Raw genomic sequence first — 24,941 nt, forward strand, 5'->3', positions numbered from 1 at the left:
GAGCTTTCGTCCCTCGTGCATGAGGGCCACAGTCCCATCCGGGTACTCCAGAAATGAAATATATTGCCCAACAAGCTTATGATTCAGCTCTATCGGTTCAAGCAGATAAATACATTTGTCATAGGTCAGGGTCAGATTCTTGGTGACCTTACGCGGTTCCTGCCAGGTAAAAATATCATCCAGTTCAAGATGAGATTCGGTTAATGGCCGATGTAAATTCTTTGAGTTTCGCGCACACTTGGCAAACTTCTGATTGAAATGCTCAATAAAGCAGGGCAGCCAGGCATTTGCCTCGGCAATTGAACAGATACCTTCTAGGCGCATTTCCTTGATCAGGCGATCCTGGAGTGTTCTATTGGCACGTTCCACACGGCCTTTGGCTTGGGGTGAGTTGGCGAAGATAATACCAATATTTAACTCATTCAGAATCCGCCCAAATTGCGTGATCTGGCTATCTTGGCTCGATTTCTGATTCACTCGGAATACCGAGTGTTTATCGCTATAAAACGCTAAAGGCTTGCCGTATTGCTCAATGTAGGCTCGGGTTGAAAGCATATAATCAAAGGTCGTTTCAGCCTCACAAAAGCGCAGATGCAACAGCTTTCCAGTGGCGTCATCGATATAAACCAGCAAGCAGCATTTGGAAGCTCGACCTTCAAACCAGTCATGATATGAGCCATCGATCTGGATCAGCTCACCGAAGCAATCACGGTTGTATCGAGGCTGATATGGACGTTTCAGGCGCTTGGATCGAGGAATCCAGAGGTCATTTGCAGTCATCCAGCGACGAACCGTTTCTACCGGGATATGCAGGCCAAACATGCTGCTGAGCTTCTCATGAGCCAATGTAGGACCAAAGCCAAGTAAATGTTCAGAAATAATGGAAAGACATTCTGATTTTAACAGGACGTCATGGCGACGATGACCCGGTTGACCACGACTGGCATGTGCCATACCTGAGACACCATCTTGATTGAGCTTCTGCAATAACCGGGTAATTTGACGGGTGGAAAGATTCAGGATTTCAGCAGCACGGACCTGGGTAATACGATGATCACTAACGTCTTGCAGAACTGCAAGACGTTGAATTTCTTTATCAGACATAGTGATCAGCATCTATATTTTATATCCAGTCCATGGTGATAAAAACCATCATAAACCAGACATTTTTATTGGTGAGAATATAGACACTTTAAATGGGTTCTAACAAGGGCCTTTCGTATAATCGCCATTATGTTAAATGGCACTAAGCATATTAATTTTGTCTATATTTACGATTATCAAATATGTTCATAAATATTAATGTAAAGAATACCATGAGGGCATATTGCAAACTAAAAGCAATAGCAGAAATATAAGGATGTGCGAAACTGTTTAAGTAGGTAAGAGTATCGCCTTTGCGCCATTCTTTATATGGTGGGAGAGGCTCATCATTAATAATAAACCAAGTCAGGTTCATTAGGCCTAAAGTAAAACAGAAAAATACAATGCCAAGCCAGCCATTGATAGATTGCTGGTTCTTATTTAATGTTGCATAATGCTGACGTATTTGTCTTACATATTTGGCTGGTAGTGGGTGTCTTAAATAATTAATAACAATAAGCCCAATCACGAAAAAATTACATATTGCAAAATAGTCATTTAGAAACTTATGTTGGCTTGAAATCGAAGAGTCAATTGTGGTCGGAAATAAGCCCTGAAATGAGAAATCAAAACTGACTATGACTAATGCGATTACAGTGGGTACAAGATAAAAATAATAAAATGGTGCTGTAACATCTAAATAATATAAAAAAGCTGATTTTTTTTTCATAGTTTTTGGTGATTTCGTTTAAGTTTTCCTAAAATTAACATAATACACGTTATACGAAATTCTCTATTTTATTTTATATAAATCATATTTTTATAGTCAAATAAAAAGCCTAACTTAGCTGAATCGGGCTTTTTTAATAATTTACCAAGTTTCACGCCTGTTATTTGAGCAAAGTTCCACGATTTTGTTCAATTTTCATAAACATTATCCTATTTTTCATAATTCATTATTACATCTAATAGAACCGAAATTGGTACATAAAAAATAGGGGAGTTGGTAATCATAAAGAAAGAAAAATAACATTCTATATGTCGCAAATGACAAATAATGAATCGTCTAACAGAATTCAACCTTTAAAATTACAATCCTATTTTTTTTGGCAGAGTTGCTTTAAAAAGCTTGAATACTTCTACTTAATTTAATTTTTATTGAAGTAGGTCACATAAATATTAAAAAATATTTTCTTTATAAATCAAATATATTTGAGCATATTTATAAAACGCTGCACAATGAAATTAAAATATTTGGCATAAATCTAAGATTGAGATTTGTGCAGTTGTGCATTTCCGGGGGAAAAGATGTTCACGGCAGAATTGTTGGACGAAGCAAAAAAATTCATGCATCACATGCTGACCAAGGTGGTGGAATATGGCGGTTCAGATTTATTTATTACGGCTGATTTTCCACCGAGTATTAAACATCAAGGCTTAATGAAACCTTTTGGACAGCAGGAACTCACAGCTGAAAAAACCAAGCTGTTTGCCTACAGTCTGATGAATGATAAACAGCGTAAAGAATTTGAAACTGAACTTGAGTGCAATTTTGCCATCACCGTGCCAGGTGTTTCCCGTTTTCGGGTCAATGTGTTTGTACAACAACTTAATGTCGGTATGGTAATTCGTACCATTACTGCAGAAATTCCAAATTTCCAGAAGCTGAAATTACCGGAATCTCTGAAACATGTGATTATGGAAAAACGTGGACTGGTATTGGTAGTCGGAGGAACAGGTTCCGGTAAATCAACTTCACTCGCAGCCATGATTGACTATCGAAATGAAAATTCAGCCGGGCATATCATTACCGTAGAAGATCCGGTTGAATATGTGCACAAGCATAAAAAATCCATGATTACTCATCGTGAAGTCGGAGTGGACTGCCATTCCTGGCATAATGCGCTGAAAAATACCTTGCGTCAGGCTCCAGATGTAATTCTGATTGGGGAAATTCGCGATACTGAAACCATGGAACACGCGATTGCCTTTGCGGAAACCGGACATCTGTGTCTGGGAACGCTGCACTCTAATAATGCCAACCAGACTTTAGACCGAATTATCAACTTTTTCCCGGAAGAACGCCGGAACCAGCTATTAATGGATTTGTCATCCAATATGAAGGCGATCATTTCACAGCGTCTGATTCGTACTCAAGATGGTAAAGGCCGTCGTGCAGCGATTGAAATCATGTTAAATACGCCACTGATGTCTGACCTGATTTTGAAAGGTGAATTCCACGAATTGAAAGCGATTATGGCGAAATCGCGTGAACTGGGCATGCAGACCTTTGACCAGGCCTTATTTGACCTGTATAACCAGGGTGAAATTTCTTATGAAGAAGCCTTGCGCAATGCCGATTCGACCAATGAACTGCGCTTACAAATCAAGCTGAAAAGTAACCGACAGGACACTACCGTAGCCACAGAGGCAACCCAATTCACCATGATGCAAGAGCCAAAAGCGGAAGAGAAACAAGCAGAGAATACTTCGGTGTCAGAATAAATATTTGCTCAAAAAATCACAGGCAGAATTTTCTGCCTGTTTTTTTATTGATCTTATTTATTATTCGATTCAATCCATAAAACTAGACGGTTTTACGTTGCACCACCAGCTTAAAATAAACAATACTGCTTAAGGTTAAAATACCGCATAGCATAAAAGCAAACTGATAACTGTAAGCTGCAATGATGGCACCAATCAGTAGTGAACCGATGGCAATACCCAGGTCATAAAACGTATAAAAAGTTGAAGTTGCATAGCCAATTCGATGCTTGGGCGCTCGTTGAATCGCCAAGGTTTGAATACACGGTTGCACACTGCCAAAGCCCACGCCAACCATGACTGCAGCCAGCATAAATCCCCATAAGCTCTGAATCTGGCTCAGTAAAAATAAACCCGAACTAAAAGCCAGCAATGCCGGATAAATCACATATTGCGGGCCTTTACGATCATAAATCTTTCCGGTGATCGGCCGTAAGCTCATCATGGAAATCGCAAAAACCACAAAGAATAAACCTGCATAGGCCATTAAATCCTTGCTGGCTGCGAAGGGTGCGATAAAAGACATGATGCTCGCATAAGAAAAAGAAATCAGCATGGCCAATACTGCGACAGGCAGCACTTTCTTTTCCACAAAATCTGTCAGCTCAAGCGAGGTTTTCTTATTGGTATTTTTGATGATTTTTTCAGGTTCTTTGACCGGAATCAAAAAACAGAAGGCAAATCCGATAAAAACCAAGACGATCAATAGCATACTGACCTGAAAATAAGACCAGTATTCCATCAGGCTTAGACCTATTAACGGACCTAAGACAATCCCCAGATTAACCGACATGACAAAATAGCCCATGCCTTCACCTTTACGCTGCTCCGGAATAAATTGGTTCACCACAGGCACGCAAACTGTAGTCAATATACTGAACCAGATGCCATGGAAGAAACGGATGATAAACAGAATCGTGAGCTGATCTGCCAGCAGATAAGTAAGTGAAAACAGGCTAAAAAACACTTCTGAAATAATCAGGGTTCTACGTACCCCGAATTTTTCGATAATTAAACCGCTAAAAGGTCGCACTGCAATGGCAGAGACCATAAACAAGGTCATGGCCAGACCTGCCTGAGTCAGGTTGCCGCCTAATTCTTTTAAGATGTATATTGGCAAAATTGTGGTTTGTGCAAAATAGAAAATAAATAAAAATAGGTTGTTGGCCAAACAAAGCACAAATGACTTGGTCCATAGTGGCGCTGCAATGGCGTTCATGATTTTCCTAAAATGATATGCTGTAAGACGCTGGGCTCAGCATGGGAAATTATTGTTATAAATAAGCGCGAGCTATCTAGGAGCGAAGGAGATATGAGCAAGACTTTAAGAAAAATAAGTGAAAAATACAATGATATTTCATGATAAATGCATGAAATTTAATTTGAACTAGGAAATGCAACGCTTGATCTTTAATAAAAAAATCAGCCCGGAGGCTGATTTTTTAAAGTTAAAATGGCTTAGAGGCCAGCTTCATATTCTGTATTGGAAAGCAGCTTTTCGACATCTGCCATATTGTCTGGCTTGATTTTATAGATCCAGCCTTTGCCATATGGGTCATCATTAATGAAATCTGGATCATCTTCAAGATCAGGATTGATTTCAACCACTACACCAGACACTGGTGCATGAATATCGGAAGCTGTTTTTACTGATTCAACCACGCCAGCTTGTTCGCCCGCAGTAATATGTGAATCAAGATCTGGTGCTTCTACATAGACTAAATCGCCTAACGCATCCTGTGCATGGTCGGAAATACCGGTCACAACAAGATCACCCTCAATGCGCACCCATTCATGTGTACTTGCGTACTTTAATTCTGCAGGATGATTCATTGATAACTCCTTAAAAATCTTAAGATCATTTTTGACATGTTTTATACATTCTTTTTAAGCAAAACAAAAGGCTTATACTTCCTTATAAATAAGGATCTTTGCGCCAGTTGCTCGGGCTGCGACCACTCCAGCGTTTAAATGCCCTGCTAAAATTGGCGACATCACTATAACCCAGTTCATCGGCAATCTGTTCCAGAGTGAAATCTGTCCGGGATAATAACGAGGTGGCATGCCGGTAACGCACTTCATCGACCAGGGTAGAAAAGGAGGTGCCTTCGGCGGCGAGTTGACGTTTTAAGGTGCGGTCAGACATGTGCAAGCGATCCGCCACACTTTCAATACTGAGATAGTGTTGCTCAGCATGGGTCAATATATCCCGGACACGCATGGCAATCCGATGCCGTTCACCCAAGGCAGAAAGTTCCGTTTCACACTGGTTAATCGCAATCTGGCTGGCAATCGGATCGGCATGCACCAGCTTGTTCATCAGGTAGCTTTTATCAAAGCTCAGAATTAAATGCGGTTGTTCAAAACGGAACTGATGCGTTGGAAACTTCGCCATAAAGCGTTCAAAACCTTCCGGCTTCTTAAAATCGAAGTCGATTTCTCCCGTGGCATCGGTAACGCCTGTAATGGCTTTGGCCATACTGATCAGACCAATCATCAAGGCAATGGAAATTTCGGTGCGCAGCGGTTCAAGCTGAATATCGGTTTGCAGCTGTACCGTGGCTTTAGCACCAAAAGTCGAGAAAAACAGTTGCAGGAAGGGTAAACGAAGTTGAATAAATCGATTCGCCAGTACCAGCGCATCGGTAATATTATTCGCCGTCATAATCGCATAGCCAATAAAGCCATGAATCGAGATCCGCATCTGTGTGCCGAGATGATAACCCAAGGTCGGCTCTCCGGTCAGTTTCAGGGCATATTTGACCAGTTCGTTGGCGACAGGGGTTGGAATACGAAAATCAGGATCTGCCAACTGTTCACTGGTCAGGCTAAAAGGTTGGAAAAGTGATTCATTGTTATAACCCCAGCGGGAAATGACATCGAGAAGCAGGAGACCGTAAACACCTGGAATTCCTTGGTCTTGGCGTGGAGCAATTGTTTTCATGCGCGATCCGTTGCACTCATTCAAATTTTTTTATTTATAAATAGATATTGGCATGAAGCCGCCAAATTTTTCATTAAAATTGTTGGACAAAATTTTGGCGATTGTGACTCTGCCACTGGCAGATTAGCCTGAATTCAGCATTAAAATCAATTTAAACCACATAATTTTATTGATGAAATTAAAATTATTTTATTGAACCGGACACATCTCTGCATTGGCTGACTAAGGACAAGGAAATTGCTTAAGCATTGAATAGGACTTCTTCAGAGAGCTTTCAGAACTAGAGAGTTATGTCATTTCATTAAAATACCAGATAGATGGTAACTTGCTGTTCATCTGTAGAGAAAATTTTAAAAAGAGAGGTCTGGCAAAGTTTTCCTTTTTCCAGACCTGTTCAATATTAAGGACGAGCAAATGATCAGAAGTTTTGAAATCTTCTACAGATCATATTATTCATGATCTTTTGATGCTTTGACCTGTTGCTGAATCAGCATGCCACCAGTTTGACGCTGCCAAAGTTGGGCATAGATGCCATTTAATGCCACCAGTTCATCATGCGTGCCTTGCTCGGCGATTCGACCTTGATCCAGTACAATCAGACGATCCATCTGGGCAATGGTAGACAGGCGATGCGCAATTGCAATCACGGTTTTACCTTGCATCAAGTCGTCCAGACTGTTTTGAATTGCTGCTTCGACTTCAGAATCCAGCGCACTGGTCGCTTCATCCAGAATCAGAATTGGGGCATCTTTCAGGAACACACGAGCAATGGCAATCCGCTGACGCTGCCCCCCGGAAAGTTTCACGCCACGTTCACCCACATAAGCTTCATAGCCTTTTTTGCCACGCAAATCAGTCAAATTAGGAATAAACTCTTCCGCTTTGGCTTTACGCACAGCTTCAAACATTTCTTCATCAGTTGCATCCGGACGACCATATTTAATGTTTTCCGCGACAGTGCGATGCAGCAGTGAAGTATCTTGAGTCACTAATGCAATGTTCTTACGCAAACTGTCTTGAGTGACATCATCAATATCCTGGCCATCAATCAAGATACGACCCTGGTTGATATGATAAAAGTGCAGCAACAGTTGAATCAGGGTAGATTTCCCTGCACCTGAACGGCCGACAATACCAATTTTTTCACCTGGGCGAATGGTCAGATTAAACTGATCAATCACGTTTTTATCATTATAGGCAAAGCTGACATTTTCGAATTTAATTTCACCGTGATTGAGCTGTAGCTCTTTGGCACCCGGTTTATCTTCAATGGCAATTTTGCGGCCTAAAGTTTTCATACCATCCTGAATGGTACCGACATTTTCAAACAGGGCTGAGGTCTGCCACATCATAAATTCGGCAATACTGTTCAGTTTCAGTACCATTGCCGTGGTTGCTGCAATAATGCCTAGCTCGGCCTGACCTTCCATCCACAACCAGATCGCGGTACCCAGTACGCCACCGTACAACACCACACTTAAGAGCAAGATGCTGATTTCGTATTGCGCACCCAGACGCATCTGTTTATATACCGTTACCATAAATTCCTGCATTGAGGTCTTGGCATACTGACTTTCACGGCCGGCATGAGCAAACAGCTTCACGGTCTGAATATTGGTATAGGCATCCGTAATACGCCCGGTCATGACGGCACGGGCATCCGCTTGAGCATTGGAAATTTTGCTCAAACGTGGAATGAAATAACACGCTGCACAGATAAACAAGGCTAGCCAGACCATCAATGGAATGATCAGCAAGGGTGAAATTGCACCCAAAACAATATTGATGGTGATGAAATAAATCAGCACATACGCCAGCATGTCACCCAGAATGACCCAGAATTCGCGTACTGCCAGAGCGGTTTGCATAACTTTGGCCGATAAGCGTCCGGCAAAATCGTTGTGGAAAAAATCCAGGCTTTGTTTCATCAGCAGATTATGAAAGCGCCAGCGTAAACGCATCGGGAAGTTGCTATACAGAATTTGATGCTTAATCAGTGATTGTGCGCTGGCGAAGAAAATATTGGCCAGCAGAACAATACTCAGTAAGGTTAAATTACTGGCATGTTGCTCCAGAAAAGTATCGGGCTGGCTTTTACTGAGCCAGTTCACCAGATCACCAATTTTTGAATACAGAAAAGCTTCGAAGCTGGCAGCCCCGGCGGTACACAGCACCAGAATCAGCAAATAACGGCGTACGCCATAGGCCGCCTGCCAGACAAATGGAAAAAACTTGGTCGGTAAAGGTTGATTCAGATTTTTGGTGGGATAGGGGTCAACCAGTCTTTCAAGCCATCGAAACATTATCGTACTCTTATCATGCATTTTGCTTTTCGGGAATTATAAAGGATTCTGTTTTTTTAAGCCCGTAATTGGGTGAAATTGCCACAAAATGATTCACTCAATTAAAACTTAGATTATAAAAATTAAACTAAAGCCAGATTTATGCCAGTCAGGATCTAAACAGATGAGGAAATAAAAAAGCCTGAAATGCAGTAGCATGTCAGGCTTGAGGTTGGATGACTTATGTTTAAGTAATAATGGTAGATGGTTGAGTAAATGCTTCCTTTAAATCAAGACCTGAAGGCGCTTGATAGACCTTTAATCCAAATTCCGGAATAATCGCCAGCAGATGATCCATGATATCCGACTGGATATTTTCATACTCCACCCAGGCGGTGGTATTAGTAAAGGCATAAATCTCTAATGGTAAACCCTCACTGGTTGGCTGCAATTGGCGCACCATCAGGGAATGATTTTTACTAATGCCCGAATGCTGTTGCAGATAAAATTCTACATAGGCACGGAAAGTTCCCAGATTGGTGAGACGGCGCTGGTTATATTGCGAATGATGGCTCAGTTGCAGATTAAATTGTTCCAGTTCCTCTGACTTGGTATTTAAGTATTGATCCAACAGAATAAAATTTTTCAGCTTATTCTGTTCTTCAGCCGACATAAAATGTACGCTGCTTTGATCAATATGAATCGAGCGCTTGATCCGGCGCGCACCGGCTTCCTGCATACCACGCCAGTTTTTAAAGGTATCCGTCACCAGTTTATTGGTCGGAATCGTGGTCACTGTTTTATCAAAGTTCTGTACCGTAATGGTATGTAATGACATATCAATGACATCGCCATCCGCGTTCAGCGAGGGCATTTCGATCCAGTCGCCAATACGCACCATGTCATAGGATGAAATCTGAACCGACGCCACCAGCGACAAAATGGTATTTTGAAAGACCAGCATCAACACCGCGGCCATGGCACCGAAGCCAGCCAGCAAGGTAAAGACATCCTTTTTCAGGAAAGTGCCGAGAATCATCAGGCCACAGACAATAAAGATAATCAGCTTGACCAGCTGCAAATAACCTTTAATCGGTTTGTTACGTGACTTGGGATTACGCTGATAGACCAGGTTAAAAATATTCAGTAATTCACCAAGAGCTAAGGCAATCGTCAGGAAAATAAAAGCCTGTGCCCCCATTTGCACAAAGGACTCAACCTTGTCAGATAAATGCGGTACCGTGGTAATCCCGTTCATGATCACGACTGCGGGAACAATATTGGCAATCCGGCGAATCACGCTATGCTCAGCAAAAATCTGATTATTGGCAAAAGGCATTCTGGAAATCAGTTGACGTATTCCGCGTACCACAATCTGTTTGGCAAATAGATTGGCAAGAATCGCCAGTAAGATCACAATACTCAGTGAAGATAGCATTTCCAGCCATGGGTACTGATCTGCCCATTCTTGAATATTCCGAATAAAATTAAACTGTTCCAAACGATCTTTCTCTTCAATCAAAAATTTAGATCAAGTTTATAGTTTTGGATCAGATTTTTTAATATTGGATAACTTTTTAAAACATATCTATTGGTGCAAATCATTCAATAAAAGTGCCTACAACTAAAAAACCGGCGAATTCGCCGGTTTCTGATTTTCGATATTTCAGTAATGATATCGCGAGGCTTACCACATCAAATCATCAGGAATAACATAAGCTGCATATGGATCTTCTTCATCGGTGGTTTCTTCATTTTTCTCTGAATTATTCACAATGATAAAGCCCTGCATTTTCGCATTGATACGATCTGCCAGCGCTTTTGGCAAGAAAGCATAGCTGTCATTTTCACGTGCAATCACCAGACTGCCTGCCACCAACGCATTATAGATTTGCTGGTTTAAATAAACTTTTTTGATTTTGCTGTCATCAATGAACTGATACACCGCATCGCCGTCAGTATCACGGATTTTGTGCTGATTAATCATTTGCATGATTGCGGCTTTGAGTTCTTTTTCCTGCAAAGCTGCTTTTTTCTCTTGCTCAATCGCCTGATCTTTAGCCATTTTTTGCTGTTTGTCTTGTTCAATCTTGGCCTTGATTTCAGCCTCGGTACCGTCACCGGTGCGTTTTTCATGCACAGCCTGTTTAGACAGTTTTTTGGCTTTTTTATTATCGACCAATCCTGCCTTTAACAATTGTGCCTGCAATGCATTTTTAACCATGAGAATGTCCAGATATTAGTCGTGTTGATGTCGATAACGTAAATAAATCACCCAATACGTGAGACTGAGAACCAGACTCAGCACTGCCGGGATCAGGAATGCATTTAATTTTAAATAAGGATATAGCCAGCTGGCAAGAATGCCACCGCTTAAAAAACCGAACAAAATAAACAGATGCAGAACCACGCGTCGTGATTCCACCTCTAAACCGCGCAAACGGTAGCCCATCGCCAAGCCGAGGTCGGTCAGTACGCCAGATAAATGCGTGGTGCGAATGATGGCACCTTTATAGTGGCTAACCATGGCATTTTGCACACCCATGGCAACACAGGCCCATAACAAGGCGTAGCGCGGGAAATAGGGCAATAATAACCAGCAGATCAAAATAAAAATAGCCACCAGACTTAAAGGGTAACCATAAAGCTGCCCCAGGCGAAAGTGACTATTTCCAAGAATGAGCCCGCTATAGGATGAACCAATGACATAGCAGAGTGTGACCAAAAAGAGATACAACATCTGTTCTGGTTGCCAGTTCAGCAGGGCCATAGCCAGCATGCTGACATTGCCGGTCATATGTGAAACAGACTGGTGCAGTACCGTCACCAGACCCAAGACGTTAATCATGCCGGCATTGACCGCAAGAAAAAACGCCCCTAATTGTACCCAGGTAGGTAAACGCTGTAATGGCATAACAACATCATTGGCAAAAATATTGATTATTCAATATAAAATCAATTTGATGCGCGGTCTACTGCTGTCGTAAACAAAACATCAGTAGATGAGTTTAAAGCAGTTTCGGTTGAATCCTGCAATACACTGATCACCATACCAATGGCAACAACTTGCATCGCGATATCTGAAGAAATTCCGAACAGGCCACATGCAACTGGAATCAATAGTAATGAACCGCCTGCAACACCTGAAGCGCCACATGCCGAAACGGTTGCCACCACAGAAAGAATGAGCATAGTGCTGAAATCGACGCTAATCCCCAAAGTATTTACAGCCGCCAATGACAATACAGTAATGGTCACAGAAGCACCTGCCATGTTGATCGTAGCACCCAAAGGAATTGCGATACTTGAAGTTGATTCCTTGACGCCCAGACGTTTTGCCAAGTCCAGATTGACTGGAATATTGGCTGCCGAACTACGGGTAAAGAAAGCGGTAATGCCACTTTCGCGCAAGCAAGTGAATACCAGTGGATACGGGTTGTTGCGTGTCATTAAGGCAACCAGAAGCGGATTAATTACCAGTGCAACGAAAACCATCGTTCCGAGCAACACAGCAAGTAAATGTACGTAACTGGTCAGCGTATCCAGACCAGATTCAGCAAAAGTCACTGCAACCAGACCAAAAATACCCAAAGGTGCAAAGCTGATCACTAAACGAATCACATAGTTCACTGCAAAGGCTGCATCATTCAAAAGCGTCTTGGTGCTATCCGATGCATGACGGAAAGCGATGCCTAATGCCACTGACCAAGCCAGGATGCCAATAAAGTTTGCTTCAGCAATTGCAACAACCGGGTTGGCGACAAAGCTGAGCAGCAAATTCTTCAGGATTTCTACCAAACTGCCAGGAGGCTGCAAGTCAGCCTGTGCAGCAATATCCAGGAACAGCGTACTTGGAAATAAGATGCTCGACACCACAGCGCTCAGTGCAGCAAGGAACATACCGACCGCATACATCAGCATAATCGGCTTGATGGCGGCGTTGGATTGGCCCACTTTAAAATTCGCGATAGAAGCTAACACTAAAATGAAAACCAGAATCGGTGCAACAGACTTCAAGGCTTTAATAAACAGGTCGCCCAATAGGCTTAATGAGGGAGTAGCTTCGGGAAATACCACAGCCACACCCACACCTAAAATAATGGCGATGATGATTCGAGAGACTAAGCTCATGCGCATAAGGGCAGAAAACATAAGGTTGCCTTGTGAAAATTACGAGGGCTAAATTTGGGAAAAAGTTGCGCTATTTTATACTTAATTTAAACAAGGCTTAAAATATATTTTCATATAAAAACCAAGATATTGATATTATTGATTTATTCTAAAATTAATTGCTTTAAAACATTGCTTATATTGAAGAAAAACTTCTTAAAATGATGAATAAATCACCACTTTTAAAATTGTATTCATGAAATAAATATCAAAGTTAAATAGATAAATTCAAATTATATTTGAAAATTTAAAAAGTTAGAACTTATGACCGGTTGGAATTTCCGGCCATAAGTTCAAGTATCTGCTGTCTTAAATTGTATAATCTTTATGCTGCTCAAAGATCTCTGGCGCAAGGTCCTGAATCGCCTGAAAATGGGTCAGATAAATGCGCCCGCTCAAATGCGTCATCAATTTAGAAGCTTGCAGCTTGTCCATGACCGGACCTTTGACTTCGGCAAAATGCAGGCGAATATCCAGTTTGGCCAGTTCCGTATTTAAATCTTCCAGCATTTCCAAGGCACTCAGATCAATCGCACTGATGCTGGAACAGTTGATAATCACATGTTGTAGCTGGTCATTCAGGCTGATCTCATTGATTAGATAACCTTTAAAGCTATTGGCATTCAGAAACGTCAGATTCTCATCAATCCGCAGTGACAGCACCCGATCGGAGGTACTGACCTGATGACGCTGAATATTGCGAAAATGCTGGGTTCCTTCCACCAGACCGACAACCGCAATATGCGGCCGGCTGATTCGCCATAGCATCAGCACAAAGGTCGAAACGATCCCAATAATCAAACCAGTGGAAATATCAATCAGGACCACGCCGAGAAAAGTAATCCACATGGCAAGGCCATCTGCCTTGGAATAGCGCCAGGCATCAAAAAATGGCTGAAAATTAACCAGCTTCCAGATGGAAACAATAATCGTCGCGGCCAGAATGGTCAGCGGCAGATCTTCAAAAAATCCGGTAAAGAACAGGCTCACGAAAATAATCAGAATCGAGGATAAAACACCGGCCATAGGTGATTTAGCACCGGCATCGGCATTCACCACCGTCCGCGACAGGCTGCCCGTCACAGGAAAAGCTGAACTCACGCCTGCACTGATATTGGCCAGACCGAGCGCAATCAGTTCCTGATTACTGTTTAAATGACTGCGTTGCTGCAAGGCCGTCGCTTGAGCAATCGATAGTGACTCCACAAAACTGATCATGGCGATCATGCTGGCACCCGGTAATAAGGTCATGACCAGTTCCCAGTTCCAGTGTGGAAAAGACAAGGGTGGAAAACCGGACGGAATTGCACCGACGGTTTTAATGCCCTGAAGCTTTAAATCCAGAAATACAATTGCTGCAATGCCGAGACACACCAGAATCAGGGGCACCGCACGGACTAAAAAATCTGTAGAGCCGATCCGGCTTTGTACAGCCTGAGATTTTAATAACTTGGGCAGATAGATCAGTAGACCGATAGAGAGCAGGCCGAAAATCAGGCTCGGCACGTGCAGTAGCGGGAAATATTGCAGCAGACTGCTGGCGAACTCCGGAATGTTATTGGCTTTTAAGGGAAGATCGACCAAAAACTTTAACTGTCCAAAAGCAATCAATAAGGCAGAGGCAATAATAAAGCTTTGGATCACCGGATGACTAATCAACTGGATCATAAAACCAAAACGAAATAATCCCAAAAGCAGGGAAATAATGCCGACCATCAGTGCCAATAGGGTCGCAGCTTCGATATAGACCGGTGAGCCGACTTCAAAAAGTGGATTGAGCGTAGCAAAAGTCATCATGGAAATGATGGCCACGGGACCAATCGATAAAGTCGAACTCCCACCGAGCAGCGCATAAATGATCATCGGCAGGATGCTGGCGTATAAGCCCATGATCGGCGGCAATCCTGCCAGCATGGCATAGGCCATCCCTTGAGGCACCAGCATCGCCACCACAATCAGGGCGGCTAGCACATCGGACTTAAATTTGACCGGCGTATAGTGGCTTAACCATGCCCAGGCAGGCAGTTTATGCAGAAGTTTAGACTTGGAATTTGGCATAAAAAGGTCTAAATCACAAATATAGATATATTATGCACAAATTCTGCTAAGAAGTCTTAGCTGATCTAGCTTCTTGATGATTCATGTTTAAAATGAATCATCTGGGTCAGTCACGTATCATTCGAAAACTTATGATCGTGATCTTAATGATTTAAAACGACATCAATAAGAGTTTAAAGAAACTCATCTTGATGACTAAAAAAAGAAAGATCCGTTATTTAGCTGGATTGCCGCAATACAATTGATAAAGGGTATTTAAGACCACAATCAAATTTTGATCTTTAATTGAATAATAAATCTGTTTGCCGTCGCGTCGGGTATCTACCACATCGCTTTTGCGCAGCATCATGAGCTGCTGGGAAAGTGTCGGCTGTTTAATCTCAGTTATTTCCTCAATTTCTGAAACATTCAGTTCCGCTTGAGACAGATGACATAAAATAAGAAGACGGTCGGTATTGGCCAGAGATTTTAAAATGCCAACGACCTGTTCTGCTGAATCGCGCATAGTCGTGATTTCAAAATCGGTTTTCATTCAATATGTCCATTATAAAGTTACAGCCCGCTAATTATACGGGTCTTAGCCCGTAATACCTTGCTAAAAACAGTTAAGTTTTATGGTTTTTAATGAATTGAATTATCAATTAAAATTATATTTTAAATATTGATAGATAAGATAAATTTATTGCATAGTGCAGAAAGTATTTTAGTTCACATTCGTGCAATGAAGTGCAAGTTTCATCAAACATCTACAAAGCAAAAAAATGCTTGTATGATGTTTAAGCGACTTGAACCAATAACATCAGGGATATCATCATGAGTACAGATTCAGCTTTTCCAACACCGAGTAATTTAGGTATAGCGGTTTATAGTAATAATGCAGACGCGATTGGAAATACACCGCTTGTTCGTATTAATCGTGTGATTTCCGCTCCGGCCACGGTACTTGCGAAAATTGAAAGCCGTAATCCGGCATTTTCAGTCAAGTGTCGTATAGGTGCAGCGTTGATTAATGATGCTGAAAAATCTGGCAAGCTCAAACCCGGTATGCATATTGTCGAGCCAACCAGCGGTAATACCGGGATTGCATTGGCTTTTGTTGCGGCAGCCAAAGGTTATGACATTACTCTGACCATGCCTTCAAGCATGAGTATTGAACGCCGTAAGGTGGTGAAAGCATTGGGCGCCAATCTGGTTTTGACTGATCCAGCCAAAGGCATGAAAGGCGCGATTGAAGAAGCACAACGTCTAGTCAATGAAAATCCTGAACTGTACTACCTGCCACAACAGTTTGAAAATCCAGCCAACCCTAAAATTCATGAAGAAACCACAGGCCCAGAAATCTGGGAAGCGACTGCGGGCAATGTCGATATTCTGGTCGCAGGTGTCGGAACGGGTGGAACCATTACCGGTATTTCACGCTACTTTGAAAAAGTGAAAAACAAGCCTTTATATTCAGTGGCGGTGGAACCTGCTGAGTCTGCAATTATTGGTCAGGCCAAACGCGGTGAAGACATTACACCTGGACCACATAAAATTCAGGGGATTGGTGCCAACTTCATTCCGGGCAATCTGGACCTAGACCTCGTTGATGAAGTAATTGCCATTAATAGCGCAGATGCAGTCGAATGGGCACGTAAAACAGCAGCTCAGGAAGGTATCCTGGTCGGCATTTCAAGTGGCGCGGCTATGGCAGCAGCGGCACAATTGGCTGCTCGCCCTGAAAATGCCGGTAAAAATATTGTGGTGATTTTGCCAGACGGTGGTGAACGTTACCTGTCTTCGATCTTGTTTGAAGATATTTCTGCCGAATAACATTGATGCATTTTATATTTTAAATACTGCCATACAAGCCCGAAGTCATCTTCGGGCTTTTTTATTGGGTAATTTTAAACCGCAGCAGGACGCTGCATTATTTTTAAAATAGTCAGATGAAGGACTTGACCTTACCATGATGGGAATGTTTAAGCTATAACATCAACAGTGAGTTGAGGCATGGAGATGGGTATGGCAGAACAAGATAGCAACCGCTTATATGAGCAGCAGGTGCAGATTGGCGGTATGACCTGTGCCTCCTGTGTCGCTCGCGTGGAAAAAGCCTTGAAAAAAATTGAAGGCGTGGTCGAGGCGTCTGTCAATCTATCGACTGAAAAAGCTTTTATTAAAAGCCAGCAGCCGATTGCTGCCGCTGCGCTGGTTCAAGCAATTGAAAAATCCGGTTTCGATGTACCGACGCAACAGTTTGATTTGAACATTGAAGGCATGACCTGTGCATCCTGTGTGGCTCGCGTAGAAAAAGCCCTAAAAAAAGTGGAGGGCGTGCTGGATGCACAAGTGAATCTGGCCACTGAAAAGGCGCATGTGAGTGCGATCAATTCTGTGCCATTGTCCAAGCTGACTCAAGCCGTGCAAAAAGCCGGTTTTGATATTCAGAGCGATCGCATTGAACTGGCTATTGAAGGCATGACTTGCGCTTCATGTGTGGCACGTGTGGAAAAAGCTTTAATGAAAGTAGAAGGTGTCAGCGAAGCACAGGTCAATCTGGCCACCGAAACTGCCTGGGTGAAAGCCTCGCATGCCCAGATTCCGGCCTTGATTGCTGAGGTGGAGAAAGCCGGTTATCAGGCCACCATAAAATCTGGTAGGGATATGTCGACAGATAGCCATGATGCTTTTCAGGAAAAGAAAGCCAATGAAACGGCACAACTGAAACGAGATTTATGGCTTGCAGTCATTCTGACAGCACCTGTATTTATTCTGGAAATGGGCTCGCATCTGATTCCGGCATTTCATCATTTTATTGCCCATACGTTGGGAACCCAGAACAGCTGGTATCTGCAGTTTGTGCTGACCACTTTGGTGCTGATTATTCCGGGACGGCGTTTTTATCAGCATGGGATTCCGGCATTGTTACGCTTGGCACCGGATATGAACTCGCTGGTGGCCGTTGGAACCATTGCCGCCTATGGCTTTTCCTGTATCGCGACCTTTTTTCCGCAGTTGTTACCGCAGTCCACCGTGCATGTGTATTTTGAAGCGGCCGCCGTCATTGTCGCGCTGATTTTACTGGGGCGCTATCTGGAAGCCAAAGCCAAAGGGAAAACCTCAGAAGCGATTCAGTATCTGATCGGCTTGCAACCGAAAACAGCCCGAGTACAACAAAATGATCACTGGGTTGATCTGGCAATTGCCGATGTACAACAAGGCATGCTGATTGAAATCCGTCCGGGTGAAAAAGTCGCTGTCGATGGTGAAGTCGTTGCCGGACAAAGTTATATTGATGAAGCGATGATTAGCGGTGAGCCTTTACCCGTGGCCAAACAGGCCGGTGATCAGGTGGTCGGCGGTACGGTAAACCAGAATGGAACCTTGCAAATCAAGGCGACTAAGGTCGGCCAAGATTCGGTACTGGCGCAGATTATTCAGATGGTGGAACAGGCACAAGGCTCAAAACTGCCGATTCAGGCTGTGGTCGATAAAGTGACTTTATGGTTTGTGCCGGCTGTTATGGCACTGGCGGCCTTGACCTTTATGGTCTGGTTCCTGTTTGGGCCTGAGCCGAATCTGACCTACGCCTTGGTAAATGCAGTCGCCGTACTGATTATTGCTTGTCCATGTGCGATGGGACTGGCAACTCCTACCTCAATTATGGTCGGCACTGGCCGTGCAGCAGAACTGGGCGTGCTATTCCGTAAGGGTGAAGCTTTACAGTTGCTGCAACAAACCAAAGTCGTCGCGCTGGATAAAACTGGAACCTTGACTGAAGGAAAACCATTGCTGACCGACTTTGAAGTCACCGCTGATTTTAATCAGCAGACCGTATTACAGCTGGTGGCTTCGGTGGAGGCCAAGTCAGAACATCCGATTGCCCACGCCATTGTTCAGGCTGCTCGCGAGCAAGAGCTGCAACTGAGGGACGTGACGGATTTTGATTCAATTACTGGTGCAGGGGTCAAAGCACAGGTGTCCGGTCAGCAACTGCATATTGGTGCAGAACGTTTGATGCAGGACTTGGGCTTAAATGTCGATCTGTTTAGAGACACTGCACAAAAGCTCGGTGATCAGGGCCGCAGTCCTTTATATGTAGCGATTAATCAAAAGCTGGCTGCAATTATTGCCGTAGCCGATCCGATTAAACCGACCACTTATAGCGCGATTCAGGCCTTGCATGACCAAGGCCTCAAAGTGGCGATGATTACTGGTGATCATCAGCATACCGCGCAGGCGATCGCCAAACAGTTGAAAATCGATCAGGTGATTGCGGAAGTTTTGCCGCATGAAAAAGTCGATGCAGTACGACAACTCCAGCAGCAATACGGCGTGCTCACTTTTGTTGGGGATGGAATCAATGATGCACCGGCATTGGCCCAGGCCGATGTCGGTATGGCGATTGGAACCGGTACCGATGTCGCGATTGAAGCAGCCGATGTGGTGTTGATGTCAGGCAATTTACAGCATGTGGCGACAGGCATTGGTTTAAGTCAGGCGACCATGCGCAATATTAAACAGAACCTGTTTTGGGCCTTTGTCTACAATATTGCCTTAATTCCGATTGCCGCGGGTGTGCTTTATCCATTTTGGGGTATATTGTTATCGCCAATGTTTGCCGCAGGTGCGATGGCGTTGTCCTCCGTGTTTGTCGTCAGCAATGCCTTGAGATTAAAAGCCTATCAACCGGCACAGTTTAAGGAGTCAGTATGATGAATATTGGTCAGGCAGCAAAACGTTCCGGCATCTCTGCGAAAATGATTCGTTATTATGAAGATATTGGTTTGTTGCCGGCTCCGAAACGCAGTGATACAGGTTATCGGGTTTATAGTGAGGCGGACATTAAAACCTTAAGTTTTATCCAGCATGCACGTGAACTGGGATTTTCTTCAGAGCAGATGAAAGAGTTACTCGGCCTGTGGCTGAACAGCTCACGCCAGAGTAGTGAGGTCAAACAGCTGGCACAAAAACATATCCAGTTTTTACAACAGAAAATTGCCGATATGCAGCATATGCTATTAATTTTACAGCAATCGGTTGAGCAGTGTGCCGGCAATGAACAGTCTGATTGCCAGATTTTAAAACAGATTGAACAGGGTGTCGGAACTGAACAGCACTGACATGCGCTGTATTCACATCAATTTTTAAACCGATCCTATGGAGCTAAACATGAAATTCCGTATTGAAAACATGACCTGTGGTGGCTGCGCGCGCAGTGTCACGGCTACGATTAAAGATCTGGATGAAAATGCCACTGTGAATATTGATGTGGCCACTAAACTGGTTGAAGTTGAATCGACAGCCAGTGAATCTGAGATTGTTGCAGCTTTAACCGAAGATGGTTTCCCGCCTGTGGCAGCCTGATCATTATCGAGTTAGATTGCGAAAGTGATCTTATGCACTCATACAGCCAAATAAAAAATGCCTGATTGAATCAGGCATTTTTTATTCTAGCGATCATACCGATGAGATTTTATCTGGCGTCATCAGCGCCTGATTAATATACAGCTTAATCAAACGTTCGCGTGATCCAATCGCTTTTTGGTAATTGGTCGAATTTAATAACAGCGAAGCGCCATAGGTGACTGTCCAGATATAAGACAAATAATCGCGAATCGACATAGCACTTTCTAAAGCCACCAGATAATCATGGGTGATGTCTTTAATCCGGATAATTCGTTCTTCACGAATACGATAAAGCTCCTGAAATAACTCTTTCAGATTTTTTTCGTTATTGGTTAAACGCTCTTCAATGACATGCAACAGGATGGTTCGGTTTGAATTGAGCATGTGATAGAGCATATATTGTGAAACATAATTTTTAATATCGTTATTATGCTTTTTTGATATTTCTAGAATTCTTTTTTCATTCAGAATAATCAGTTCTAAATATAACTGGTTCTTGCTTTTAAAATGTTTGTAGATGGTTCCTTTTGCGATGTCCAGTTCACTGGCCAGCTCACTCAGGGTAATGTCCTGATTATTATCCAGTAGCAGGCTTTCCGCCATGCTGAGGATCTTCTCTTTACGAAGAAGGAAGTTCTGCTGTCTTACAGTCGTCATCTTCTTGGTCCATACTTTTCGAAAAAGAACCTTTCAAGAATATGCAATTTTGCACGCGATGGCTATAAAACTAAGGTCGTGATATTTATCTCATTTTGTATATTTATGCAGCAACTGCTGACAAATAAAAATAGCGATGCTGAGCAGCCAGAAATATTGTCAAGAAAACTGAACCCTAGAGATCAACTTTGCTAAATAAAATTCCATTTTCAGTATAATTATTTTATTGTTTCAGCGCACGAAGCTAAATCCTTCGACTGTTTTAAGCCCATATTTATCCGGGTTTAGTACGGAAAGTAGATCAATATTAAGCTGGCATATTCAGTCACTTATACTGAACATGAAGACGTGATTTTTAAGGCAACTTTATGAATCTAGATATAGATTTAATACTGCAAGAATTGGATATCACGATTTTAAAATCGCCCGCTTGGATTCTAATGAAAATTAGAAAATATTTAGCAACAGGATTGAGTATCACCCTTTAAGGAATTTAAAAATGCCGATTTATAATGCGCCGCTAAAAGACATGGAATTTATTTTAAATGATGTATTCCAAGCGGAACAATTTTGGCAAGGTAATGAAAATCTTGCACATTTAGATATGGCGACGGCAAATGCAATTCTGGAAGAGATGGCCAAATTTTCCAAGAATGTTATTCTTGACCTGAATCGTCCTGCTGATGAAGAAGGTGGTGCTCAGTTTAAAAACGGTGAGGTGACTACGCCGGCTGGTTTCAAGGAAGCCTTTAAACAGTTTGCCGAAGGTGGCTGGGTGGGCTTGGGTGCTCCTGAAGAATGGGGTGGGCAAAACATGCCGAAAATGCTCACGGTTCTGGCGGATGAAATGATCTGGAGCACCAATCCATCTTTTATGCTTTATCCACTACTCACTGTGGGTGCAGGTATGGCCATCAATGACCGCGCCTCACAGGAACAGAAAGAAACTTATTTACCAAAATTCTATACGGGTGAATGGTCGGGCACCATGTGTCTGACTGAACCACATTCCGGCACAGATCTTGGCATTATCAAGACCAAAGCTGAACCGAATGAAGATGGTTCATATAATATTACCGGTACCAAAATTTTTATTACCAGCGGCGAGCATGATCTGAGTGAAAATATCATTCATCTGGTGCTGGCAAAAACTCCGAATGCACCAGCAGGTTCACGTGGTATTTCATTATTTATTGTGCCGAAATTCCTGGTCAATGCAGATGGATCACTGGGTGAGCGTAATGCAGTATCTGCCGGTTCAATCGAACATAAAATGGGAATTAAAGGCTCGGCGACCTGCGTCATGAACTTTGACGGCGCCAAGGGCTATATGGTTGGCAATGAAAATGAAGGTCTGGCCGGCATGTTCGTGATGATGAACTACGAACGTTTGTCTATGGGAATTCAGGGCATTGGTGCAGCAGAATTTGCCTACCAGAATGCGGCACAATATGCGACGGACCGTTTACAGGGCCGTGCATCAACTGGTGCAAAATCTCCAGAAAAACCAGCCGATTCGATTCTGGTGCATGGCGATGTACGCCGTATGCTGCTCAATGTACGAGCCAACAATGAAGCTTCGCGTGCGTTTGCAGTGTATGTGGGTCAACAACTGGATATTACCAAATACTCAACCAACCCTGAAGCCGTGCGTAAAGCGACTGACCGTGTGGCCTTGTTGACGCCAATCGCCAAAGCTTACTTAACCGACAAGGCACTGGATTCTGCACTGGAAGCACAAATGTGCTTCGGTGGTCATGGCTATATCCGTGAATGGGGCATGGAACAGTGTATTCGTGACCTGCGTATTTCACAGATTTATGAAGGCACCAATGGCGTGCAGGCGATTGACCTGATTGGGCGTAAAACCACCAAATGTAATGGTTCTTATATCGCGGAATATATTGCTGAAATCCGTGAATTTGCACAAAGTCTAGATGATTCATTGACGATTAAAACGGTGACATTAGAGACCTGTCAGCAACTCGAAGACATCACCAGATTCATCGTCGAGCAGTCTAGACTGAATCCTGATTTCGCTAACGCGATTGCTGTCGATTATCTGCATGCGGTTGGGCTGCTCAGCTTTGTCTATATGTATGCGCGAATTAGCAAAGCCGCTGCAGCCAAAGACGACAGCTACTTCCAGAATAAACTGGTACTGGGCAATTACTATGTGGCCAAAGTACTTCCGGATTTGAGTGCACGAATCCATCGTATTCAGGCCGGTGCGGAACTGGTCATGCAGTTGCCTGAAGACTATTTTACCGCACAGGCTTAACCCGCAATGATTGCGAAGGACCAGCCCTACAGCGCTTTGGCTATGTAGGATTGATAACAATGATGAAAAAGGATGAAACTAAAATGATCGTAATTGTAGATGCAGTACGTACCGCGATGGGCGGTTTTCAAGGTTCATTGTCAAGCTGTACCGCGCCGGATTTGGGTGCTGTGGTAATTAAAGAAGTGGTGGCACGTGCAGGATTGGCGGCCAATGATATTGATGAAGTGATCATAGGCTGCGTACTGCCAGCCGGTTTAAAACAGGGTCCGGCACGTCAGGCCATGCGTCAGGCAGGTCTACCGGATTCAACTGGTGCGACCACCATCAATAAAATTTGTGGTTCAGGCATGAAAGCCGTGATGCAGGCAGCAGATGCGATCAAGGCTGGTTCAGCAGAGATTGTGGTTGCAGGCGGGATGGAGTCGATGTCAAACGCACCCTATTTAATGGACAAGGCACGTGCCGGTTTCCGCATGGGACATGGCAAAGTCATTGATCACATGTTCCAGGAAGGTCTGGAAGATGCTGAAACAGGTCTGTCGATGGGAATTTTGGCTCAGGAAATGGCGGATAAAAAAGGCTATACGCGTGAGCAGCAGGATGACTATGCGATTGGCTCATTAAATAAAGCCGTGACCGCCGTCCAGCAAGGCTTCTTTAAAGATGAAATCGTGCCGGTCACTGTCAGCAGCCGTAAGGGTGATGTGATAGTAGAGCAGGATGAGCAACCTTTAAATGCCAAGGCTGATAAAATTCCAACTCTGCGTCCAGCGTTCAAAAAAGACGGCACCATTACTGCGGCAAATGCTAGTTCAATTTCAGATGGTGCTTCAGCATTGGTGATCACCTCGAGCGAAATTGCTGCACAGCGTAACTTAAAACCGCTAGCTAATATTCTGGCCTATGCCAGCCATTCGCAGCATCCGTCAGAATTTACTATTGCACCTGTTGGTGCGATTGAAAAAGTCCTGAAAAAAACCGGTTGGGATGCTCAGGAGGTTGACCTTTGGGAAATCAACGAAGCGTTCGCCATGGTCACTATGTTAGCCATTGATGGCTTTAAACTTGATCCAGCAAAAGTGAACATTAATGGTGGTGCTTGTGCGCTTGGTCATCCATTGGGTTCTTCTGGCTCTCGTATTATTGTGACCTTGATTCATGCCTTAAAACGTACTGGCGGCAAGAAAGGGATTGCGTCCTTATGTATCGGTGGTGGTGAAGCGACTGCGATTGCTGTGGAACTGATTTAAGCACATCCTAAATCGTATATTCAGGTAGCAAACTCAATACTGATTCATTGGAGACTTTCTGCTCTTGGTTTGCCAGGAGCAGGGATTCTTTAAATCATATTAATTTTTAAAATACACAATAAAATCCATATTTTCAGACTTTGCTGATCCCATTCCATCTATATTTTTACTATAAAAATTACTTTTTAAATTAGGGTGTGTTGACACTTTTAGCTTAAAAAAATAGCGAAGTAGTAAAATCAAATCGCCAAACCCAATTTTACTATTCGCTATGCCTC

Annotated in this window: 20 protein-coding genes; 7 read left to right on the forward strand and 13 right to left on the reverse strand. The window is 43.2% G+C overall.

Annotated elements, in window-relative coordinates:
* A partial coding sequence (locus NI468_RS13875) for an ISNCY-like element ISAba32 family transposase (protein ID WP_253102346.1) occupies positions 1-1,116 on the reverse strand: 1,116 nt, incomplete at its 3' end.
* A gap of 139 nt (positions 1,117-1,255) precedes the next feature.
* Positions 1,256-1,813 carry a hypothetical protein gene (locus NI468_RS13880; RefSeq protein ID WP_005262814.1) on the reverse strand — a complete coding sequence of 186 codons (558 nt, stop codon included), beginning with the start codon at positions 1,811-1,813 and terminating at the stop codon, positions 1,256-1,258.
* Between the two features lie 578 nt (positions 1,814-2,391).
* Between NI468_RS13880 and NI468_RS13885 the strand changes: the two genes are divergently transcribed.
* The gene (locus tag NI468_RS13885) at positions 2,392-3,588 is read left to right on the forward strand and encodes a PilT/PilU family type 4a pilus ATPase (RefSeq protein ID WP_005251952.1); all 1,197 of its coding nucleotides are present in this window, start codon (positions 2,392-2,394) and stop codon (positions 3,586-3,588) included.
* Between the two features lie 82 nt (positions 3,589-3,670).
* Here NI468_RS13885 and NI468_RS13890 read toward each other — a convergent pair whose 3' ends face one another.
* The 10 genes from NI468_RS13890 to NI468_RS13935 form a co-directional block, all read right to left on the reverse strand.
* The gene (locus tag NI468_RS13890; protein ID WP_253102348.1) at positions 3,671-4,846 is read right to left on the reverse strand and encodes an MFS transporter; all 1,176 of its coding nucleotides are present in this window, start codon (positions 4,844-4,846) and stop codon (positions 3,671-3,673) included.
* 239 nt (positions 4,847-5,085) lie between these two features.
* Positions 5,086-5,460, reverse strand: coding sequence for a glycine cleavage system protein GcvH (gcvH, locus tag NI468_RS13895; RefSeq protein ID WP_004280423.1), 375 nt, complete (start codon positions 5,458-5,460; stop codon positions 5,086-5,088).
* Positions 5,461-5,542: 82 nt separating this feature from the next.
* Positions 5,543-6,571 carry an AraC family transcriptional regulator gene (locus tag NI468_RS13900; RefSeq protein WP_004280421.1) on the reverse strand — a complete coding sequence of 343 codons (1,029 nt, stop codon included), beginning with the start codon at positions 6,569-6,571 and terminating at the stop codon, positions 5,543-5,545.
* Between the two features lie 449 nt (positions 6,572-7,020).
* Positions 7,021-8,874 carry an ABC transporter ATP-binding protein gene (locus NI468_RS13905; protein WP_086044774.1) on the reverse strand — a complete coding sequence of 618 codons (1,854 nt, stop codon included), beginning with the start codon at positions 8,872-8,874 and terminating at the stop codon, positions 7,021-7,023.
* A gap of 226 nt (positions 8,875-9,100) precedes the next feature.
* Positions 9,101-10,375: a mechanosensitive ion channel family protein gene (locus tag NI468_RS13910; RefSeq protein ID WP_253102350.1), complete on the reverse strand. Its 1,275-nt coding sequence runs from the start codon at positions 10,373-10,375 to the stop codon at positions 9,101-9,103.
* Between the two features lie 165 nt (positions 10,376-10,540).
* Positions 10,541-11,077 carry a DUF2058 domain-containing protein gene (locus NI468_RS13915; protein WP_004731139.1) on the reverse strand — a complete coding sequence of 179 codons (537 nt, stop codon included), beginning with the start codon at positions 11,075-11,077 and terminating at the stop codon, positions 10,541-10,543.
* Between the two features lie 15 nt (positions 11,078-11,092).
* Positions 11,093-11,767, reverse strand: coding sequence for a YoaK family protein (locus NI468_RS13920; protein WP_253102352.1), 675 nt, complete (start codon positions 11,765-11,767; stop codon positions 11,093-11,095).
* A 41-nt stretch (positions 11,768-11,808) separates the two neighbouring features.
* The gene (gene sstT, locus NI468_RS13925) at positions 11,809-13,005 is read right to left on the reverse strand and encodes a serine/threonine transporter SstT (protein WP_224216630.1); all 1,197 of its coding nucleotides are present in this window, start codon (positions 13,003-13,005) and stop codon (positions 11,809-11,811) included.
* Between the two features lie 327 nt (positions 13,006-13,332).
* Positions 13,333-15,081 (reverse strand): SulP family inorganic anion transporter, encoded by a 1,749-nt coding sequence (locus NI468_RS13930; RefSeq protein WP_253102354.1) that lies wholly within the window; start codon positions 15,079-15,081, stop codon positions 13,333-13,335.
* 214 nt (positions 15,082-15,295) lie between these two features.
* Positions 15,296-15,613, reverse strand: a complete 318-nt coding sequence (locus NI468_RS13935) for an ArsR/SmtB family transcription factor (protein ID WP_004280410.1) — start codon at positions 15,611-15,613, stop codon at positions 15,296-15,298.
* 281 nt (positions 15,614-15,894) lie between these two features.
* On the opposite strand from NI468_RS13935, the gene cysK reads away from it, so the two are divergent.
* From cysK to NI468_RS13955, 4 genes are all read left to right on the forward strand, one after another.
* Entirely contained in the window at positions 15,895-16,893 is a 999-nt protein-coding gene (cysK, locus tag NI468_RS13940) for a cysteine synthase A (RefSeq protein ID WP_253102356.1), read from the forward strand.
* A gap of 186 nt (positions 16,894-17,079) precedes the next feature.
* On the forward strand, positions 17,080-19,779 hold the full coding sequence (locus NI468_RS13945) for a heavy metal translocating P-type ATPase (protein WP_253102358.1): 2,700 nt from the start codon (positions 17,080-17,082) through the stop codon (positions 19,777-19,779).
* Complete coding sequence (gene cueR, locus NI468_RS13950; RefSeq protein ID WP_253102361.1) at positions 19,779-20,186, forward strand: Cu(I)-responsive transcriptional regulator; 408 nt, start codon at positions 19,779-19,781, stop codon at positions 20,184-20,186. The genes NI468_RS13945 and cueR overlap by 1 nt, the downstream gene beginning before the upstream one ends.
* Positions 20,187-20,235: 49 nt before the next feature.
* A complete protein-coding gene (locus tag NI468_RS13955) occupies positions 20,236-20,430 on the forward strand; it encodes a heavy-metal-associated domain-containing protein (protein ID WP_004731127.1) in 195 nt (64 codons plus the stop codon).
* A gap of 93 nt (positions 20,431-20,523) precedes the next feature.
* On the opposite strand, the gene NI468_RS13960 is transcribed toward NI468_RS13955, so the two are convergent.
* A complete protein-coding gene (locus NI468_RS13960; RefSeq protein ID WP_004280405.1) occupies positions 20,524-21,129 on the reverse strand; it encodes a TetR/AcrR family transcriptional regulator in 606 nt (201 codons plus the stop codon).
* Positions 21,130-21,628: 499 nt separating this feature from the next.
* Between NI468_RS13960 and NI468_RS13965 the strand changes: the two genes are divergently transcribed.
* Together NI468_RS13965 and NI468_RS13970 are read left to right on the forward strand one after the other, a co-directional pair.
* On the forward strand, positions 21,629-23,410 hold the full coding sequence (locus tag NI468_RS13965) for an acyl-CoA dehydrogenase C-terminal domain-containing protein (protein WP_253102357.1): 1,782 nt from the start codon (positions 21,629-21,631) through the stop codon (positions 23,408-23,410).
* A gap of 83 nt (positions 23,411-23,493) precedes the next feature.
* On the forward strand, positions 23,494-24,663 hold the full coding sequence (locus NI468_RS13970; protein WP_253102363.1) for a thiolase family protein: 1,170 nt from the start codon (positions 23,494-23,496) through the stop codon (positions 24,661-24,663).
* Positions 24,664-24,941: the final 278 nt, after the last annotated feature.

Origin of the sequence: Acinetobacter lwoffii, from assembly GCF_024129355.1 — a bacterium.
Lineage (GTDB): Bacteria > Pseudomonadota > Gammaproteobacteria > Pseudomonadales > Moraxellaceae > Acinetobacter > Acinetobacter lwoffii_I.

Coding starts and splice junctions, on each gene's coding strand:
- NI468_RS13935 (WP_004280410.1), bottom strand. CDS start 15,613: ATGAAAACCGATTTTGAAATCACGACTATGCGCGATTCAGCAGAACAG.
- NI468_RS13960 (WP_004280405.1), bottom strand. CDS start 21,129: ATGACGACTGTAAGACAGCAGAACTTCCTTCTTCGTAAAGAGAAGATC.
- NI468_RS13880 (WP_005262814.1), bottom strand. CDS start 1,813: ATGAAAAAAAAATCAGCTTTTTTATATTATTTAGATGTTACAGCACCA.
- gcvH (WP_004280423.1), bottom strand. CDS start 5,460: ATGAATCATCCTGCAGAATTAAAGTACGCAAGTACACATGAATGGGTG.
- sstT (WP_224216630.1), bottom strand. CDS start 13,005: ATGTTTTCTGCCCTTATGCGCATGAGCTTAGTCTCTCGAATCATCATC.
- NI468_RS13970 (WP_253102363.1), top strand. CDS start 23,494: ATGATCGTAATTGTAGATGCAGTACGTACCGCGATGGGCGGTTTTCAA.
- NI468_RS13920 (WP_253102352.1), bottom strand. CDS start 11,767: ATGCCATTACAGCGTTTACCTACCTGGGTACAATTAGGGGCGTTTTTT.
- NI468_RS13965 (WP_253102357.1), top strand. CDS start 21,629: ATGCCGATTTATAATGCGCCGCTAAAAGACATGGAATTTATTTTAAAT.
- NI468_RS13885 (WP_005251952.1), top strand. CDS start 2,392: ATGTTCACGGCAGAATTGTTGGACGAAGCAAAAAAATTCATGCATCAC.
- NI468_RS13930 (WP_253102354.1), bottom strand. CDS start 15,081: ATGCCAAATTCCAAGTCTAAACTTCTGCATAAACTGCCTGCCTGGGCA.
- NI468_RS13955 (WP_004731127.1), top strand. CDS start 20,236: ATGAAATTCCGTATTGAAAACATGACCTGTGGTGGCTGCGCGCGCAGT.
- NI468_RS13890 (WP_253102348.1), bottom strand. CDS start 4,846: ATGAACGCCATTGCAGCGCCACTATGGACCAAGTCATTTGTGCTTTGT.
- cueR (WP_253102361.1), top strand. CDS start 19,779: ATGAATATTGGTCAGGCAGCAAAACGTTCCGGCATCTCTGCGAAAATG.
- NI468_RS13905 (WP_086044774.1), bottom strand. CDS start 8,874: ATGTTTCGATGGCTTGAAAGACTGGTTGACCCCTATCCCACCAAAAAT.
- cysK (WP_253102356.1), top strand. CDS start 15,895: ATGAGTACAGATTCAGCTTTTCCAACACCGAGTAATTTAGGTATAGCG.
- NI468_RS13945 (WP_253102358.1), top strand. CDS start 17,080: ATGGGTATGGCAGAACAAGATAGCAACCGCTTATATGAGCAGCAGGTG.
- NI468_RS13900 (WP_004280421.1), bottom strand. CDS start 6,571: ATGAAAACAATTGCTCCACGCCAAGACCAAGGAATTCCAGGTGTTTAC.
- NI468_RS13915 (WP_004731139.1), bottom strand. CDS start 11,077: ATGGTTAAAAATGCATTGCAGGCACAATTGTTAAAGGCAGGATTGGTC.